The organism is Neobacillus sp. KR4-4, assembly GCF_042136325.1.
GTDB lineage: Bacteria > Bacillota > Bacilli > Bacillales > Cytobacillaceae > Neobacillus.
Genome location: NZ_JBHHJU010000023.1, coordinates 70,540 through 88,329, shown reverse-complemented (window position 1 = coordinate 88,329; position 17,790 = coordinate 70,540). Strand labels below are relative to the sequence as shown.

Below are 17,790 nucleotides of genomic sequence, written 5' to 3'. Positions count from 1 at the left end.
CCGTCCGCCGCTAGACTCCGAAGAGTCTCGCTCGACTTGCATGTATTAGGCACGCCGCCAGCGTTCGTCCTGAGCCAGGATCAAACTCTCCAAGAAAGTTGATTAGCTCATTTGTTACGTTGGCTTAACTTCTTAAAAGAAGCTAAAATTTATTGTTTGTTTGCACGATTTTGTTTGTTTAGTTTTCAAAGAACAATTTTATCATCGCTCAGAAGCGACTTTATTAATATAACATAAGTTATTAAAAACTGTCAATAACTTTTTAACCGCCACTTACGAAAACATTTTTTCAATGTCTTGCAGCGACGGTTATTAATATACCAAGTATTCCTTATTAGGTCAATACGTTTTTATTCTTTTTTACAATAATTTTTTATTAAGACGATAACCTCTATGAAAAACACCCTGGCCTTTTGTCTCTATATTCACTACATCGATTAAATGTTTATCAATTAAATATTCAAGTAATACTCCCAGGTCAACAGAGTAAGGAATTAATTCCTGTTCACTCATAATTTCATTGAATAACCAAACTTCCCTGCTGCTAAGTACTTCTAAAAAATGACCTGTCCCCATTTTAGTTCTTGAATGAATCATAAACTCACTTGCAAGGAATAATAGTTCGAGTCTTTTTTCAAGCGTTTCTTCACTATACACAAGTTCCTCGTATAATTTATAAATTTCAGGCTCTATCTGTTTTACTTGATTCCAAACCGTTAACTCTGGATGAAGCCCATTTTCTAACACAGCTAACCTTGCAAGATGATGCAAGGAATGAACAACATAATTGTAGGCATCTAAAAACTGATGACTTTCAAATAAAGCTTTTCCATCCACATAGCGTCGAATCAATTTTGCAAATTCTAAACCTATTTTTATTTTGCGCCCATTAAAAGGAAAATCACGCAATTCTGTTTTTAAATTGGCTACATATTCGTTCCGATCAAAAATGATTTTGGCCTCATAAAGCCATTCAAATATTTTCCGATTCGATCCTAATAAAATCCATTCATTCAACTGCTCTTCCGTGATGATATGCATGGCTGCCTTTTTATCGTGGTAGGTATAATGCTTAATAAATAGGGGCTGCTCTGCTTCTTTGACAAGGACTAACAAGATTACATCAAATGAATCTGTTATATGACTTAACTTTTGTTTTTTTTCTACCATCAATACTCCAAGAGTATTCAATTGGCTCGCCCGTTCTTGATAAATAGGCCGAAGGATATCTTCCATCTATTATTCCTCCATTTTTTTCAGGTAGCAATATAACTTCGACAATGATAACAAATCTCCTTCTTTCTTCGGAGACAAATTTCGACATTTCTCATCCTTGCTTTTTCCTTCTTACCATAATTATGGTATAGTTTCTCTAGGAGGGAGTAACATGGCAAGATATTCGAGTAAAATAAATAAAATTCGTACCTTTGCATTATCATTAATTTTTATAGGTTTCATTGTTATGTATGGCGGGATCTTTTTTCGAACTTCTCCACTTATTATGACCATTTTTATGATTTTGGGCCTTCTTTTTATTATCGCAAGTACTATTGTTTATTTTTGGATTGGTATGCTATCAACAAAAACTATCCAAGTAACATGCCCTAACTGCGGAAAGCATACGAAAATGCTTGGTCGAGTGGATATGTGTATGTATTGTCGTGAACCATTAACCCTTGATCCTAATCTAGTAGGCAAGGAATTTGACGAGTCATATAATAAAAAATAAGAAAATAAAAGAGGAAGACTAAACCATTTTGCTAAAAAGCTACTGTGGTTAAGTCTTCCTTCTTTATTCACAAAAATCTGCTACTTTAAGGTTAATGAACCTCTTTACTTGCACATTCCGGACAGGAACCATAGATTTCCATACGGTGGTTTTCAACTTTGAAACCTGTTACATGGGAAGCTAGGTGCTCCACTTCATCTAAGCCTGGATATAGAAAATCAACTATTTTTCCACACTTTTCACAGATGACATGATAATGATGAGATGTAACGAAATCAAATCGGCTTGAAGCATCCCCAAATGTCAGTTCCTTCACAAGACCTACTTCACGAAATACTCGCAAATTATTGTAAACCGTCGCCACACTCATATTCGGAAATTTTCCTTCAAGGGCTTTATAAATATCATCTGCAGTAGGATGTGACATCGAGTTTATTAAATATTCAAGTATCGCATGACGTTGTGGAGTAATGCGTACCCCTGTTTCCTTTAAGGTATCCAACGCTTCTTTTAACTGATTCATCGCCATGCACCTTCTTTCTAAAAAATATTCTTACTTTATAATTGTTATAATTAATTTTACTAAGTAAAATGTACTTTTGTCAATATTGTTATCTTATTAACAAATAATGTTTATTATCCTTTTCCATGTAATGTTTGTTCAGATGCACTTAATTGAAAATTTACATAGCGTGCAGTTACAAACAATAAGTCGGAAAGTCGATTTAAATAAGCTAATACAAGTGGATTAACCTCTTCACCTAATCCAACAGCGCATCTTTCTGCCCTCCTTGCTGTTGTTCGCGCCACATGGAAAGCAGCACCTGCAGGATGTCCCCCTGGCAAGATAAAATTTGTTAACACTGGAATTGCCTCATTTCATTCATCAATCTGTTTTTCCAATTCTTCAACATCTGATAAAGCAAGTGCCCACTTCACTTCCATTCCTTTTGGGGTGGCCAGTTCTGCACCTACATGAAAGAGATTTGTTTGTATTTTATGATATATAGTATCAATTATTTCTTTCCCTTGAAAATTTTCCTTATTTAAATAGCTAAGAGCAAGACCAATCATTGAATTGGTTTCATCACAAGTGCCATATGCTTCCACACGTAAATCGTTTTTCGCCACTCTTTTTCCGTATATTAGTGAAGTTGTTCCTTTATCACCAGTTTTAGAGTAAATTTTCATTTATTAAACCCCCTGTTAATAAGAGCGCCTACAAGGCATTATTATGCGAGCATTTTTTTCATCATAACACCTGTCACTATATTTAGAAAACTCAAAATATAAAAACCCTTTGTATCTCCATAAAAAAAAGGGCCACTATGGACCCAAAATTTATCTGAGGAGGTATGCCCTAATAAAAGGATATTCAATCTGACGTAACTTGCATTGGACAAATGCCTTCCCTTAACAAAATAGGCTTCTGTTAAGGAATTAGCTGAGCTGCTCCCTTATGTATGATAAAGCCTCATCAACATGACCCTTGACTTTGACATTTCTCCATTCTTTCACGAGCTTGCCTTCCTTATCAATAATAAATGTAGACCTTTCAATTCCCATATATTCTTTACCAAAGTTTTTCTTTAACTTCCACACTCCGAAATTTTCTGCTAATTGATGTTCTGTATCTGCTAGAAGAAGAAAAGGCAATCCATATTTCTCGACAAATTTTTGATGACGGTCAACTGGGTCTGGACTTACCCCCAAAATAACTGCATCCACTTCAGTAAATTTTTGAATTTGATCTCGAAAATCGCATGCTTCTGTAGTACATCCTGGCGTCATATCCTTTGGATAAAAATACAAAACGATATTTGTGCCTCGGAAATTTGATAGATTTACTGTCTCGCCATTATTGGCCTCTAACTCAAAATTTGGTACTTGCATTCCAATTTCAACCGTCATCATTTACCACTCCCATATAATAATTCCTTTAGGTAAGCGTAACAAAATTCACCCATATAAAACAACTATCCTGCATCACTTATAATGTTTCCCGGTCAAACATAACTCGAGCTACAAAAGCTGCCGGTAATGTATATCCAATCAACGCCTCTGTTACTGTAATAATCCTGCCTATCCCCTGTGGAATGACATCACCATTTCCGACTGAAAATAAGGTCATCGCACTAAAATAAAAACTAGTCTCAAAAATATTCCTGTTATCTTGATTATTAACTTCCATTAGTAAGGACATGCCAATTAACTCAAAAAGTAAATAAATAAGTCCAAAGCCAAGAATAACCGTCAAATAAACCGAGCCTAAATACAAAAAATTATCAATGGATACTAACTTATCTTTAACTGTATTAGGAATAAAAAGCGTTCTTAAACTCATGAAGATGCAAAAAATAACAATTGGAAGCAAGAAAAAAAACACAATAAACCACCTCAAAATTTTACTTTTTGTAGTTTATTTCTATGCTAGCTTGGACAATAAAATATCTGTTAAAACTAATTCCCTGCTCCTCTATATTTCTTTACACCTTGATTCCAAATCATTACAGCAATGAGGAAGAAAACAACACCAATAACAGGTGTTAAAAATGAATACCAAAACCATTCCTTTTTGCCAAGGAAAAAGGCAGCGGGGTAAACACCAACAAAGGCAAATGGCAGCACCCATGTTAAGACAAATCGAATGAGTTTATTGTAAATATTTACTGGGTACCTGCCATAATTGCTAATGTTGTACATCATGGGCATTAGCGACGTACGAGCGTCTGCCCAAAAACTAATGCAGGCAATCATGATGAAAACTCCTCCATAAACAAGTGCCCCACCAATGACAAAAAGGATAAATAGAAATGGATCAAACCAATGCAATGAAAGATCCAGTCGGTTTCCGGCATAAAACATCACAGCAATTCCTGTAAGAGCTCCTAATAAGGACTCTAGTTCAAGCCTCTCAAGGATGATTTGAAAGAGACTATGGATAGGTCTGGTTAAGATTCGATCCAATTCCCCCTTCACGATATACCGTTCATTAAAATCCCAAATGTTAAAAAATGCAGAAAAAACAGCAGATGGGACGAGAAAAAATCCATAAATAAAGATGATTTCATCCCTGCTCCAGCCATTGAGTAAATTGGTATGACCAAATACAACTAATATAAAAATTAAATTTATCACTTGTGATAATAGATCTGAGAAAAATTCAACAATAATATCGGCTCGATATTGAAGTCTCGTTTTTAAATACTGTGATAGGTATTGAAAAAACATCGAAATATAGAACAACTCTAACTCTTACCCCCCTTGAATAATCAATTGTTTCTTTGCCAAGGACCAAAGAATTTGGATTGGAAAAAATAACAGTATTACCCAAACAAATTGTTGAGTGATTGCATCAATGGCCTGTGCTTGAGAAAAACCTTTGGTCACAATCATACTCGGAAAATAACTAATTCCTTGAAAGGGAAGATATTTCATCACAGCCTGGGCCCAGCCCGGAAAAAAACTAATCGGCAGTAACAGCCCAGAGAACAAATCAATGACAACACGTTTGGCTCGAATCAGCCCAGAATTATTATATATGAAGAAAGTAGTAATTCCTGTTAGTAAATTCAACTCCGTATTTATAAAGAAACTCAACAAAATGGAAATGGCAAACAATCCCCACACACTTAGATCCCACGTAAATTTAACTGGAAAGACAAAATAAACGATGATCAACCCCGGTGCCGAAAAAAAGAATAGCCTGAAAATCCCTTCCCCTAACCCTTGCATAACTTTCATCCCCAAGTAGTTGTAGGGTCTAATTAATTCAACTGCTACTTTACCCTCCATAATTTCCAGGGCCATTTCACGATCAAGGTTGTTAAAGTAAAAGGCACGGGCCATCCAGGAAACAGCAACATATGTGGTCATCTGCGTAACTGAAAGACCAACAATTTGCTCTTTATTCCCGTAAATCGCAGACCATAGAAAATAATAGGCACCAATATTAATACTATAGATTAAAATTCCCGTGTAATAATTGGTCCGGTATGCAAGCATCATTAAAAAGCGGATTCTAATCATCTCAAGGTATTTATCCACTTATACCGCACCCTTTTCATAAATATTTCGAATAATTTCTTCCGTCGACGTTTCATTTATTTTGATATCTTTTATTTTAATAGCAGCTACCAACTTGGCTATGACTTGAGAAATAACTTCATCATTATCTTCCAGCGTAGCCGTAAAGATTTGCTCTTTTTCGTCCAGGTCCCACTTTACAGGAATTTCACTGGTGAGGCTATGTACAGCAGACAGTTCGACATGTTCAAGAAACTGAAATTGAATCTCTTTCCCTTCCCCCCATTTCTCCTGAAGATTCTTTAATGCCCCATCATATATGACCTTACCTTCATCTAACATGATTACTCGCTCGCACAATGCCTCAATATCTGTTAAATCGTGTGTAGTTAAAAGGATCGTAGTCTGATATTTCTCGTTAATCTCTTTTAAAAATTCACGAATTTTCAGCTTTACAAGCACATCTAATCCAATCGTTGGTTCATCCAAAAATAATAATGGCGGATTGTGAATGAGTGCAGCAGCAAGTTCGCATCTCATTCTCTGACCTAGCGATAATTTTCTTACTGGTTTATCTAGCAGCGGTTCGATATCTAACGTGCGAATCACATGACTCATGTGGCTGTTATAATCTTCATCGGACACCTTGTACACTTTTTTCAAGAGGCGAAAGGATTCTTGAACGGCGATATCCCACCACAATTGAGACCGTTGTCCGAACACAACCCCAATTGTCTGGACAAATTTTTCTCGTTCTTTATGCGGGTTCATCCCGTTTACCACGATTTCTCCTGATGACGGAGTTAAAATTCCGGTCAGCATTTTAATGGTGGTTGATTTTCCTGCGCCATTCTCACCGATATAACCTACCATTTCACCTTTTTTCACAGAGAAATTAATATCATTAACGGCAGGAACAATTTTATAATTTCTTGTTAATAAATCCCTAAATGCTCCTTTTAAACCAGTTCGGCTGGAATATGCCTTAAATTCTTTTCGCAAATTATTAACTTCTATTACATTATTCATTTTCTCCCCCCAAAACAATGACCTAGAAATTTAGTTTAGCCAAATAAGATTGATAAAACAACAAGCACGCATTCATGAAATATCCGAATAGTTAAACAGACAAAAATTAGCTGAAAAAGTGCTAAAATGGGATAGAAGTAATTGAAGGAGGGAAATATATGAAATTTATTAATTCAGAAAGATTACATAATGAAGCACTTGAACATATTGTGGGCGGAGTAAACAGTCCATCACGTTCCTATAAAGCCGTAGGCGGCGGAGCACCCGTTGTAATGGAACGGGCTCAAGGGGCATACTTTTGGGATGTGGACGGAAACCAATATATTGACTATCTAGCTGCCTATGGGCCAATTATCACTGGTCATGCCCATCCCCACATTACTGAAGCAATCAAACACGCCGCAGAAAGTGGTGTATTATATGGAACACCCACACCACATGAAGTTAAATTTGCAAAAATGTTGAAAGAAGCCATTCCTTCGATGGAAAAAGTTCGGTTTGTAAACTCTGGGACAGAAGCTGTCATGACAACAATACGCGTTGCCCGGGCTTATACTGGAAGGGATAAAATCATTAAATTCGCAGGCTGTTATCATGGTCACTCTGACCTTGTCCTGGTTGCGGCAGGCTCCGGTCCATCTACATTAGGTACACCAGATTCTGCAGGTGTCCCAAAAAGTATTGCACAAGAAGTAATAACAGTACCTTTTAATGATATTGAACCATTTAAAGAAGCATTAGAGAAATGGGGGGACCAAATTGCTGCTGTATTAGTGGAGCCCATCGTCGGAAACTTCGGGATCGTCGAACCAAAACCTGGATTTCTACAGCAGGTCAATGACTTAACCCACGAAACAGGTGCGCTTGTGATTTATGATGAGGTCATTACAGCGTTTCGGTTTATGTACGGTGGTGCCCAAAATTTATTAGGAATCGAACCTGATTTAACCGTCCTTGGAAAAATCATTGGCGGCGGTCTTCCAATTGGCGCGTATGGTGGACGGAAGGAAATTATGGAAACAGTTGCCCCGCTGGGCCCCGCCTATCAAGCAGGAACAATGGCAGGAAATCCAGCATCCATCCTATCTGGAATTGCCTGTCTCGAAGTCCTAAAACAAGAAGGAATTTATGATTATCTAGACCGTTTAGGTGCCTTTCTTGAGAATGGGATTTTAGAGGCTGCGAAAGAATATAATATCGACATAACAATCAATCGATTGAAAGGTGCTCTAACTATTTATTTTACAAAGGAAAAAATTGAAAACTATGTTCAAGCAGAAAATACAGACGGAGAAACATTTGCAAAGTTCTTTAAGCATATGCTCCATCAAGGCATAAATCTTGCTCCATCCAAATATGAGGCATGGTTTTTAACAATCGCACATACAGTTGAGGATATTGAGGCTACTTTACATGCAGTAAGAAATGCATTTTCTTTACTCTCGAACGAATAAATATACAATTTTTATGCACAAAAGGAAGTGGAAATCACTTCCTTTTATTCTTTTAAACCCTTTGAAAACGTTTACATTAACATATTCACTAATCAAATCAGTGCCTTTTATCCACTATTTTCTTATCCAAAATAATGTATATTTATTTGATTTCTGAAAATTCTTATGATACTATTAAATTACTAATTTTTTAATTTATCCTTTAACTATATACCCCGTTAAAGTGACAAACGAATACACAACCACGAATTTATACTTAAACTTTTAGTTTCATAGGAGGTGAATGGCCTTAGTAGATTACTGCTAAAGCCTAATATGATGACACAAAAATGGACCCCTTCCCTATTTAAAGATTTCCACAAACAAGAACATGATGCTTGCGGAATCGTTGCATGTCTTGAAAAATCTAAGCGTCCAACTAGAAAAAATATTTTTGATTGTATAGACGCGCTTGTGACCATGAATCATCGCGCTGGATTTATAAATGGTGAAGGCGACGGTGTCGGCATTCATACCGATATCCCAGTGGAGCTTTGGAAAGAAAAATTGCTTCAAGCAGGTCAAGAACCAACACTTGCTGAAAAAGAAGAATTTGCTGTTGGGCATGTTTTTATTAGTCAAAAAGTAAACTGGAAAACTACCAAACAGGAATTACTTAATAAGCTAGAGAAATACGGCTTTGATGTAGTATTTGAATCAGATCAAGTAACGGATTCTTCTGCACTTGGCCCAATCGCCATCCAGGAAAACCCTATTTTCTGGCAATTTGCCTGTCTTTCTTCAATAACTGGCCAAGAATTAACCAAGAGCCTTTTCGAAGTATTAATTGATTTTGAATCAAATGATCAAGTTCATGTTGCTTCATTAAGTCACAACCATGTCGTATACAAGGTAATGGGTGCAGGAGATATTCTCCCACGTTTCTACCATGACCTTGCGAATCCACTTGTGGCTTCAACCATGACACTTGGACATAATCGTTATTCTACAAATACTTTATCAAGCTTCTTCAGAGTACAGCCATTTAGTGTTCTTGGACATAATGGAGAAATTAATACCATTGCCAAACTTCGAGATGAAGCAAGAATGATTGGTGTACCCCTTGTCAAAGATGGCAGTGACTCTCAAGATTTAAGCCGGACAATGGAAACATTAATTTGCCGCGAAGGTTTTTCATTATTTGAAGCAATCGATGTATTATTCCCGCCAATTATCAATGAAATTAAGGCATATCCTGAAAATCTTCAAGATTTATATACTTACCTAAGAGAAGCATGGGGGCATTTTGCTCAAGGTCCTGCAGGGATTATTTCAAGATATGGTGATGAAGCCGTATTTAGTGTTGATGCACTAGGACTCCGTCCGCTGTGGATGCTCGAGACAGAAAGCTCTTATTTATTTTCCTCTGAACCAGGAATCATTTCTTCGAGCGAATATGTTAACGAACCAAAGCCTTTAGCACCAGGTGAAAAGGTTGGCTTTAAATGGAATGGTGAAACGCTGGAGGTTTTTGAGCAAGATCGTTTTCAAACTGAAGTCTATTCCCGTTTTTCTGAAAAGCTAAATATTAGTGAAGTTAGGGCTCGTTTGCTACCTCCTTCATTAGGAAAAACAGTTACGATGACATATCCTGACAAAATCCATAATGGACAATATAAAGCATTTGGCTGGGAACGAGATCATATTCAATTAATCGAACAAATGGCGGAAAAAGGTGTGGAACCAATTCGATCTCTTGGTCATGATGCACCACTAGCTGCACTTAATCCAGAAAGAAAAAATATTGCTGATTATTTTAAAGAAAGTGTTGCGGTTGTAACGAATCCTGCAATTGACCGGGACCGTGAGACTGAACATTTTTCAACACGTGTCATTATTGGAAAGCGTCCAACTCTATTCAATAAAGAACATAGCGAAACAGTTATTGAATTAACTACCCCTTTATTATTGGAAGGGAAAGCAGGCTATGACTTATCTGAGAGTTTAAATCAACCAAGTTTTGATCAAGTTGTCTCTCATTTTCAGGCACGGAAGCTTGTAACTTTTATTGCTGCTACATTCAGTAAAGAAGAAAAACTAGAGCAAGCGTTAGAAAGACTTGCAAATGAAGCCGTTCAGGCAGTTCAAGCAGGAAAAACTTTACTTGTTCTTGATGATGCAAAAGCACATCAGGAAGATTCTTATTGGATTGATCCGCATTTAGTAACTTCAGTCATTGATCAGGCACTTGTTAAAGCAGAAATAAGAAGAGAATGTTCTTTAGTCCTACGTTCTGCTGCAATTCGTTCACTTCATGACATCATTACGGCATTCGGATTAGGTGCAGACTTAATCAGCCCTTACTATATGTTCCTAACGGTTCTTGACGAGACATCAAAACCTCTAATAAACCTTTATAGTGCACTTACTAAAGGGCTAGAAAAAGTAATTTCAACAATTGGTATTCATGAACTACGCGGATACGGCCGATTATTCTCAAGTATCGGCTTACATGAGGATATTGCCAATCTATTAAACATTGTTAACTTTTTTGGTTCGAAAGAACTTGAAACTGATTTTGAAGCAATGAAACTTGATGCTTTATCAAGAGCCGAAGATTATCACAATGAAAAGGAAAGAGTCGGAAAGACTTTCCATCTCTTCCCACGGATTTGGAAGGCAATTGGTGAAGTAGCATCTACTGGGGATTACGATGTTTATCGTGATAAAATCACCGAACAAGAAACAGAGAATCCAACAACGATCCGTCATTTAATTCAGCTTAAACCAAGTAATAAACAGTTAGTACCAGAAGATGTCGACCTTCGTGTCGGTGACCATGATTTACCGTTCATTATTTCTTCCATGTCCTTTGGTTCTCAGAATGAAACAGCATTCAGAGCCTATGCCGAAGGTGCAGACCGTTTAAATATGGTTAGCTTAAATGGTGAAGGCGGAGAAATTAAAGATATGCTCGGTAAGTATCCAAAAACAAGAGGTCAGCAGATTGCCTCAGGAAGATTTGGTGTAAATGCTGAACTTCTTAACTCTTCTAACCTATTAGAAATTAAAATTGGTCAGGGGGCAAAGCCTGGTGAAGGTGGTCATCTTCCAGGTTCGAAGGTTACAGCAAAGGTTGCTGAAGCACGTAATGCAACCCTAGGTTCCGATTTGATCTCTCCATCTAACAATCACGATATCTACTCAATTGAAGACTTAGCGCAAATGATCTTAGAATTGAAGACGGCAAATGATCAAGCAAAAATTGCAGTTAAAGTCCCTGTTGTACCGAACATTGGAACAATTGCAGTTGGTATTGCAAAAGCAGGAGCAGATATTATCACTTTGAGCGGATTCGATGGCGGAACAGGTGCTGCAAGAATTCACGCACTACAGCATGTTGGATTACCAGTTGAAATTGGCGTAAAAGCTGCCCATAATGCCCTGCTTGAAAGCGGCCTTCGTCACAAAGTAGAACTTTGGGCTGACGGCGGTATGAAAAGTGCAATGGACGTTATGAAAATTATGCTCCTTGGTGCTAACCGTGTTGGCTTTGGGACATTATCGATGCTGGCAATTGGTTGTACGACCTGCCGTGGCTGCCATTTAGATACTTGTCACGTCGGTATTGCCACTCAAATTGAATCAGAAGCACAGGCAAAAGAACACGGTCTACGACGTTTTGTGCCAAGACAATTAGATTTAGCTGTACAAGGAATAATGAATCTCTTTACTGCATTTGCAACAGAATTAAAGAGTCTATCGGCTTCAATTGGAGTTCGCAATCTACAAGATGCAGTTGGTCGTTCTGATTTATTAGAGCAAATGAAAGGCCAGGGTCAACTTAGCCTCTCTTATTTGCTAAAACCATTAGAAATCAGCCAATTTGCTAAAACAGAAGCGTCAAAATCAATTGAAGAGGTGCAAATGCAAGTAGCTGTCGGAGCAGAGTACTTAGATGGCAGTGTGGATCAATTACACTCTTCTCGTGAATTTACTAGTGTTACATCCGAACAGCGAGTACTTGGAAGTCGTGTATCTTGTCACCGTGTCCGCGGCAGACTAGATGGTTCTTATAAGCAGTTACCATCGGTTCAGCTTAATTATAAAGACGGTTCCATTCCTGGAAATGGCTTAGGTGCCTATAATAGTGAAGGAATCGAAATCACTGTTAATGGCGGCGGTCAAGACGGCGTTGGAAAAACATCCTTTGGTGGGAATATCCAAATATTGAAATCAAAAGGTAAGAATGGTCAATACTATAATGGTTCGGTAGGAAAAGGGTTCGGCTATGGTGCTCAAAAGGGACTTCTTATCGCGCAAGGAAATGCAGACGCAAGAGCCGGAATACGACTTTCTGGTGCAGATTTAATCATCGGTGGTACAGTTAAAAAGCCACTTCCGGAAAATGAAGGTGGGAATATCGGTTCAAATGCAAATATCAAAGGGTTTGCCTTTGAATATATGACAAATGGCCGCGGCCTTGTACTCGGTGACCCAGGTCCATGGATTTGCGCAGGAATGACAGGCGGGGTTGTTTATATTCGTCAGCAGCCAGAAATGGGATTAACTAAAGAAGCCATTCAGAGAAGAATTGCTAAAGGTGCAAAAGTTTCAATTGTTGATCTAAATGAAAAGGGCAAACAGGATATTAACGAACTTTTAGGTAAATATACTGACCTGCTCGAACAGAATGGTCAGACAGTGGAAGCACAGCAACTTCGTGCACTACTAACGAATGTTGAAAATCACTTTGTGCAAGTACTTCCTGTCAAAGAACAAGCTGATCCATCTGTATCTACAGAATGATTTATAGAAACAAGTTTAAGGACGTCCGCTTTTTTAGCGGACGTTTTTTATTCCAACTTTTTTTTACAAATATCAAAAAAATTCATTTGATATCTCTTGATAATATGGGGTAATCCATGTATAGTAAAATTTTGCTTAAGAAAACCTTTTGAAAGGAAACCAATTAGAATGAAGTTAGGTGCCCGCATATTAAAAACGGGAATTGCTATTGTACTCTCACTTTACTTAGGTCAGTTGTTACACTCTCCCTCACCGGTATTCGCTGGCATTGCCGCCATATTCGCGATTCAACCAACCATTTATCGTTCCTATTTAACGATTATTGAACAAATTCAAGGAAATCTTATTGGGGCATTACTCGCAGTCGCTTTTGTTCTTCTCTTAGGAAATCATATTATTGTCATTGGATTAGCAGCAATTATTGTCATTGCCATTAATTTAAAGCTTAAACTTGAAAATACAATTGGATTATCGCTTGTTACATTAATTTCGATAATGGAAACCCCGGGTGGAAATTTTATTCCATTTGCTGGAATCCGCTTTTCGACCATTATGATTGGTGTATTTTCTGCCTTTATAGTTAATCTTTTATTTATGCCTCCAAGGTATGAAAACAAACTTTACTTCAAAATGACGAGCACTACTGAAGAAATCATTAGATGGATTCGGTTAAGCACACGTCATGACTTTGATCATAATCTACTAAAATCAGATATTGTAAAATTAAAAGAGAATATTATTCAAATGAATCAGTTTTACACGATGTATAGAGAAGAACGCAGCTATTTTAAGAAAAAGAGCTTAGAAAAATCACGTAAGCTTGTTATCTATAGGCAAATGCATTCAGCTGCCAAGAAGGCACTGGATACATTAAAAAGGCTTCATCGTTTTGAGAATGAATTATTACATCTTCCAGCGTCATTTCAGCAAGCCATACAAGAACAATTGGATTGTCTCATTTACCATCATGAACAACTTATGCTTAGATTCATTGGTAAAATTCCAACCTCTCCCACTGATTCTGAAAATAATGTTTGCTTAAATAAAAAGCAATTATTTGATTTGTTTTTACTCCACCAACAAAAATTTACTGAGCATGACCAGCCGCATTTATTTCATACAATGCAAATCATAGCTTCGATTATCGATTATGGCGAACAGGTTGAACACTTAGATACTTTAATTACAAGTTTTCATTCATATCATCATAATGAAGTATCGATTGAAGAAGACATTCTATAAAAAGAAACCGAAGCAATTATTCTGCTTCGGTTTCTTTTTGTTCTAATTGTTGAACTTGAAAAAGTTTATAGTAATTTCCTTGTTTCGCCATTAACTCATCATGTGTCCCTATTTCTACGATTTGACCATGTTCAATCAGGACAATTCGATTGGCATGAGTTATGGTGGATAATCGGTGTGCAACGATAAAAGTGGTCCTATCCTTAGCTAATGCTTCTAGTGATTCTTGTATTGCATGCTCACTCTCTAGATCCAGAGCAGATGTTGCCTCGTCAAGTATTAAGATAGGCGGATTTTTTAAAAAGACTCGGGCAATCGCCACTCGTTGTTTCTGTCCTCCTGAAAGCTTAACTCCTCGTTCGCCCACCCTTGTATTGTACCCTTCAGAAAGGTTTAAGATAAACTCATCAGCATTAGCAGCTTTTGCAGCCATATAGACCTCTTCTTCAGATGCATCTGGCTTCGCCAATAAAATATTATCCATTACCGATTCACTAAACAAGAGATTATCCTGAAAAACGACACCAATTTTGTCCCGTAGAGATTGAACCTTAAAGTTTCTGATATCTATCCCGTCTAATGTGATTCTCCCACTTGTCACATCATAAAAACGGGGAATCAAACTAACTAGCGTTGACTTCCCCCCGCCGCTCATTCCTACCAGGGCAATCGTTTCCCCCTTTTTCACATGTAAATTAATATCTTTCAAGACTCTCTCTTCGTTCGCCTCGTAGCTAAAAGACACATTTTCAAATGAAATATCACCGTGTACTTGATTACAAACTTGAGCATCTGGGGAATCAACGATATCATACTTCTCATCTAAAAATTCAAACACCCTGTCCATTGATGCAAATGATTGAGTAATTGTTGTAGAGGAATTCACCAATCTTCGCAATGGATTGTAGAGCTTATCAATATAGGCAAAAAATGCAACCATCGTCCCTAATGATAGCTGGTTCTGAATGACAAGATAAGCAGAATAGCCAATCACAATTAATGGGGCAATATCTGTAATGGTATTAACTGCAGAAAATGCCTTTGCATTCCAGCTGGTATGCTGTAAGGCCTTTTCCAAGAAATTCTTATTTTGCTTATCAAATTGACCCTGTTCAAAATCTTCTATCGCAAAGCTTTTAATTACCGGCATACCTTGAACACGCTCATGCAAATAACTTTGCACCTCCGCAAGTGCTTGTGAACGTTGCCGAGTCAGCTTTCGTAGATTCCCAAAAAAATAACTAATCGAAAATGCGTAAAGTGGAAACAACAATATTGATACGAACGTTAGCTTCACACTCATTGAAAACATAAGAATAATGGCGATAATAATTGTGGCAATATCCAGCCAAAGATTCATTAATCCGGAAATGACAAACGTTTTCGTCTGTTCCACATCATTAATGACACGTGAGATTATTTCCCCCGCACGATTATTTGAAAAATATTTAAAACTTAACTTTTGAATGTGAGTATACATCGTATCACGAATATCATAAAGGATTTTACTTGAAGTCCACTGGGCAAAATATTGACGGTAATATTCAATCGGCGGTCGCAGGATGACAAAAACAACAAGCATAATAACCAGAATGAATAAGAGCTTTTCAAGCTTCTCGTCGTGAGAAAGAGTATGACTACCTACAATGTCATCCACAACATATTTAATCAATAGTGGTATCATAAGCGGAATAGAAAATTTAATTACCCCAATGATGATTGTCCCTATCACTTGGAACCGATACGGTTTTACAAATTGCAGATACCTTAGAATACTGCTCAAAATAGCCCTCCTTTCAAAAAATAATAAGAAGCATGCTATACCTATTACTTTTTTACAATAATAAAATCACATTGTTTGCTTCCTTTACACAAAAGCAAATAAAAACCTGTTGATTACATCAACAGGCGCGTAATATCCTCTTTACCCATCTAACGTCTGTATGTTAAATAACGTTCATACCAAATATCAATAAAATCTGGTGCAAATGGGCCATTCCGTTGCCGAATCCATTGAATCAGTTTTTCCACATTCCTTTTTAGGATTTGATCAATCGGATCTGGATAATTCATTTCACGGCGATGACGTTCATACTCATCTTCGTCTAGTAAATTAAAAGTCATATCTGGAAACACCTTAATATCTAGATCATAATCAATATACTTTAGTGCTTCGCCATCAAAAATAAAAGGGGAACTGATATTACAGTAGTAATAAATACCATCCTCACGAATCATTCCAATTACGTTAAACCAGTATTGTGAATGGAAATAACAAATGGCAGGTTCTCTTGTTATCCATGTTCTTCCATCTGATTCTGTTACTAGTGTTCGGTCATTGCCTCCAATAACCAAATTCTGTGTCCCCTTTAATACAGTTGTTTCTTCCCAGACGCGATGGATGTGCCCATTGTGCTTATAGCTATGTATTTGCATTGGTTCACCTTCGATGGGTACGCCCATGTTTCTCCCCTACCTTCATTCCTGAACGCTTTGCAACCCTATTTAAACCGTTAGATAAATAATGACAAAAGGTAACAAAGTACAATTCCTATTTATTACTATTATTATAACGGTTGAGAACAGATTTTAAAACAAAAGAGCCATATTTCGATGGCTCTTTGTAAAAATTTGCGAATTTTTTAGGGAATTCTTTGTTTTTCCACCTAAAAGGAAGGTGTTAAGTTCATTTCCCGATAGGAATTGATTACTTCTTCTGTCTGCTTTTCAAAAGTGGACTGGATCCCTTTTAACTCATCTTTCATCAGCCGGATCTCTGATTGGATACTTTCAAGATCCGTTGACTTGTGTAACATTTGAAGCTCTGCTTCGATTTGTTGACAACGCTCAAGTTCTCCTTGAAGAAATAATAATTTCTCCATCGTCACCAATTGCTCGGAAACTAATCTGTTAAAATGATCCATTTCCCTCACCGCCTTCTTATTAGTTCCTAATATGTATTCTTGACCAAGTTGTATTCTCCTTTGAAAATTTATGTAGACATTAGAGAAGTTTTGTCGAAAATAGAAAAGCGGAGGCGCTGGAGCTAGACAGTTTTCTAAGTACAATGACACAGAAAGAAGACACTCTATTCGAATCTAGAGTGTCTTCTTGGTTTTTAACTATTATTAGCTTTGACCAAATTGGCCATTGCCTTGGTTTTTACGGGCTTGAGATTGTTGGTTTTGTTGTCTTACTTCTTGGGCATCTGTTTGACTTGCAAATTCAGTTCCAAATTGGCCGGATGAGCCTTGAGAACCCTGAGCAAAACCAGATTGAGATCTTTGAGCAGATTGTTGGTTTTGTTGTCTTACTTCAGCAGCATTTGTCTCGCTCGCAAATTCAGTTCCAAATGAGCCTTGGGACCCAGATTGAGATTGAGCGTTTTGTTGTCTTACTTCCTGGATGTTAGTTCCAGCTGAAGTTTTGTTTGGCTGTTGATTGAATTTTGCCAAGTTAATCACCTCCACGAATATAATGTAACCATGCTTCGTGGAGATTATCCGAAAAAAATATTATTTA

General features: G+C 37.2%; 15 protein-coding genes, 1 rRNA gene and 1 pseudogene. 4 read left to right on the top strand and 13 right to left on the bottom strand.

Annotation, left to right across the window (positions count from 1 at the left end; genetic code table 11):
* Positions 1-96 (bottom strand): 16S ribosomal RNA (locus ACE198_RS20450); the annotation flags it as partial.
* Positions 97-360: 264 nt separating this feature from the next.
* Positions 361-1,236 carry a nucleotidyltransferase-like protein gene (locus tag ACE198_RS20445; protein ID WP_251459024.1) on the bottom strand — a complete coding sequence of 292 codons (876 nt, stop codon included), beginning with the start codon at positions 1,234-1,236 and terminating at the stop codon, positions 361-363.
* Positions 1,237-1,387: 151 nt separating this feature from the next.
* Here ACE198_RS20445 and ACE198_RS20440 point away from each other — a divergent pair, with 151 nt between their 5' ends.
* Positions 1,388-1,729 (top strand): YgzB family protein, encoded by a 342-nt coding sequence (locus ACE198_RS20440; protein ID WP_098576222.1) that lies wholly within the window; start codon positions 1,388-1,390, stop codon positions 1,727-1,729.
* A 91-nt stretch (positions 1,730-1,820) separates the two neighbouring features.
* Here ACE198_RS20440 and perR read toward each other — a convergent pair whose 3' ends face one another.
* The 7 genes and pseudogenes from perR to ACE198_RS20405 form a co-directional block, all read right to left on the bottom strand.
* Complete coding sequence (gene perR, locus ACE198_RS20435) at positions 1,821-2,258, bottom strand: peroxide-responsive transcriptional repressor PerR (RefSeq protein ID WP_026564336.1); 438 nt, start codon at positions 2,256-2,258, stop codon at positions 1,821-1,823.
* A gap of 107 nt (positions 2,259-2,365) precedes the next feature.
* Positions 2,366-2,920: pseudogene (locus ACE198_RS20430) on the bottom strand (cob(I)yrinic acid a,c-diamide adenosyltransferase).
* Positions 2,921-3,169: 249 nt separating this feature from the next.
* On the bottom strand, positions 3,170-3,640 hold the full coding sequence (bcp, locus tag ACE198_RS20425) for a thioredoxin-dependent thiol peroxidase (protein WP_375376842.1): 471 nt from the start codon (positions 3,638-3,640) through the stop codon (positions 3,170-3,172).
* Between the two features lie 79 nt (positions 3,641-3,719).
* Complete coding sequence (locus tag ACE198_RS20420) at positions 3,720-4,115, bottom strand: ion channel (protein WP_306460612.1); 396 nt, start codon at positions 4,113-4,115, stop codon at positions 3,720-3,722.
* A 74-nt stretch (positions 4,116-4,189) separates the two neighbouring features.
* Entirely contained in the window at positions 4,190-4,975 is a 786-nt protein-coding gene (locus ACE198_RS20415) for an ABC transporter permease (RefSeq protein ID WP_251459026.1), read from the bottom strand.
* A 9-nt stretch (positions 4,976-4,984) separates the two neighbouring features.
* Positions 4,985-5,776, bottom strand: coding sequence for an ABC transporter permease (locus ACE198_RS20410; RefSeq protein ID WP_251459027.1), 792 nt, complete (start codon positions 5,774-5,776; stop codon positions 4,985-4,987).
* Positions 5,777-6,784, bottom strand: a complete 1,008-nt coding sequence (locus tag ACE198_RS20405; protein WP_375376839.1) for an ABC transporter ATP-binding protein — start codon at positions 6,782-6,784, stop codon at positions 5,777-5,779. It abuts the gene before it with no gap.
* Between the two features lie 158 nt (positions 6,785-6,942).
* Here ACE198_RS20405 and ACE198_RS20400 point away from each other — a divergent pair, with 158 nt between their 5' ends.
* From ACE198_RS20400 to ACE198_RS20390, 3 genes are all read left to right on the top strand, one after another.
* Complete coding sequence (locus ACE198_RS20400) at positions 6,943-8,238, top strand: glutamate-1-semialdehyde 2,1-aminomutase (RefSeq protein WP_251459029.1); 1,296 nt, start codon at positions 6,943-6,945, stop codon at positions 8,236-8,238.
* A gap of 318 nt (positions 8,239-8,556) precedes the next feature.
* A complete protein-coding gene (locus ACE198_RS20395) occupies positions 8,557-13,026 on the top strand; it encodes a glutamate synthase-related protein (protein WP_375376838.1) in 4,470 nt (1,489 codons plus the stop codon).
* A 168-nt stretch (positions 13,027-13,194) separates the two neighbouring features.
* Entirely contained in the window at positions 13,195-14,268 is a 1,074-nt protein-coding gene (locus ACE198_RS20390) for an FUSC family protein (RefSeq protein ID WP_251459030.1), read from the top strand.
* A gap of 16 nt (positions 14,269-14,284) precedes the next feature.
* Here ACE198_RS20390 and ACE198_RS20385 read toward each other — a convergent pair whose 3' ends face one another.
* From ACE198_RS20385 to ACE198_RS20370, 4 genes are all read right to left on the bottom strand, one after another.
* On the bottom strand, positions 14,285-16,051 hold the full coding sequence (locus ACE198_RS20385; RefSeq protein ID WP_375376837.1) for an ABC transporter ATP-binding protein: 1,767 nt from the start codon (positions 16,049-16,051) through the stop codon (positions 14,285-14,287).
* Between the two features lie 149 nt (positions 16,052-16,200).
* Complete coding sequence (gene ntdP / locus ACE198_RS20380; protein WP_098576231.1) at positions 16,201-16,731, bottom strand: nucleoside tri-diphosphate phosphatase; 531 nt, start codon at positions 16,729-16,731, stop codon at positions 16,201-16,203.
* A gap of 203 nt (positions 16,732-16,934) precedes the next feature.
* Positions 16,935-17,192: a YgaB family protein gene (locus tag ACE198_RS20375; protein ID WP_098576232.1), complete on the bottom strand. Its 258-nt coding sequence runs from the start codon at positions 17,190-17,192 to the stop codon at positions 16,935-16,937.
* A 204-nt stretch (positions 17,193-17,396) separates the two neighbouring features.
* Entirely contained in the window at positions 17,397-17,723 is a 327-nt protein-coding gene (locus ACE198_RS20370) for a gamma-type small acid-soluble spore protein (RefSeq protein ID WP_251459033.1), read from the bottom strand.
* Positions 17,724-17,790 lie beyond the last annotated feature (67 nt).

Bases quoted from the DNA above. Each gene is read 5' to 3' on its own strand.
- perR (WP_026564336.1), bottom strand. From the start codon at position 2,258: ATGGCGATGAATCAGTTAAAAGAAGCGTTGGATACCTTAAAGGAAACA.
- ACE198_RS20440 (WP_098576222.1), top strand. From the start codon at position 1,388: ATGGCAAGATATTCGAGTAAAATAAATAAAATTCGTACCTTTGCATTA.
- ACE198_RS20375 (WP_098576232.1), bottom strand. From the start codon at position 17,192: ATGGATCATTTTAACAGATTAGTTTCCGAGCAATTGGTGACGATGGAG.
- ACE198_RS20400 (WP_251459029.1), top strand. From the start codon at position 6,943: ATGAAATTTATTAATTCAGAAAGATTACATAATGAAGCACTTGAACAT.
- ACE198_RS20445 (WP_251459024.1), bottom strand. From the start codon at position 1,236: ATGGAAGATATCCTTCGGCCTATTTATCAAGAACGGGCGAGCCAATTG.
- ACE198_RS20390 (WP_251459030.1), top strand. From the start codon at position 13,195: ATGAAGTTAGGTGCCCGCATATTAAAAACGGGAATTGCTATTGTACTC.
- ACE198_RS20395 (WP_375376838.1), top strand. From the start codon at position 8,557: ATGACACAAAAATGGACCCCTTCCCTATTTAAAGATTTCCACAAACAA.
- bcp (WP_375376842.1), bottom strand. From the start codon at position 3,640: ATGACGGTTGAAATTGGAATGCAAGTACCAAATTTTGAGTTAGAGGCC.
- ntdP (WP_098576231.1), bottom strand. From the start codon at position 16,731: ATGGGCGTACCCATCGAAGGTGAACCAATGCAAATACATAGCTATAAG.
- ACE198_RS20405 (WP_375376839.1), bottom strand. From the start codon at position 6,784: ATGAATAATGTAATAGAAGTTAATAATTTGCGAAAAGAATTTAAGGCA.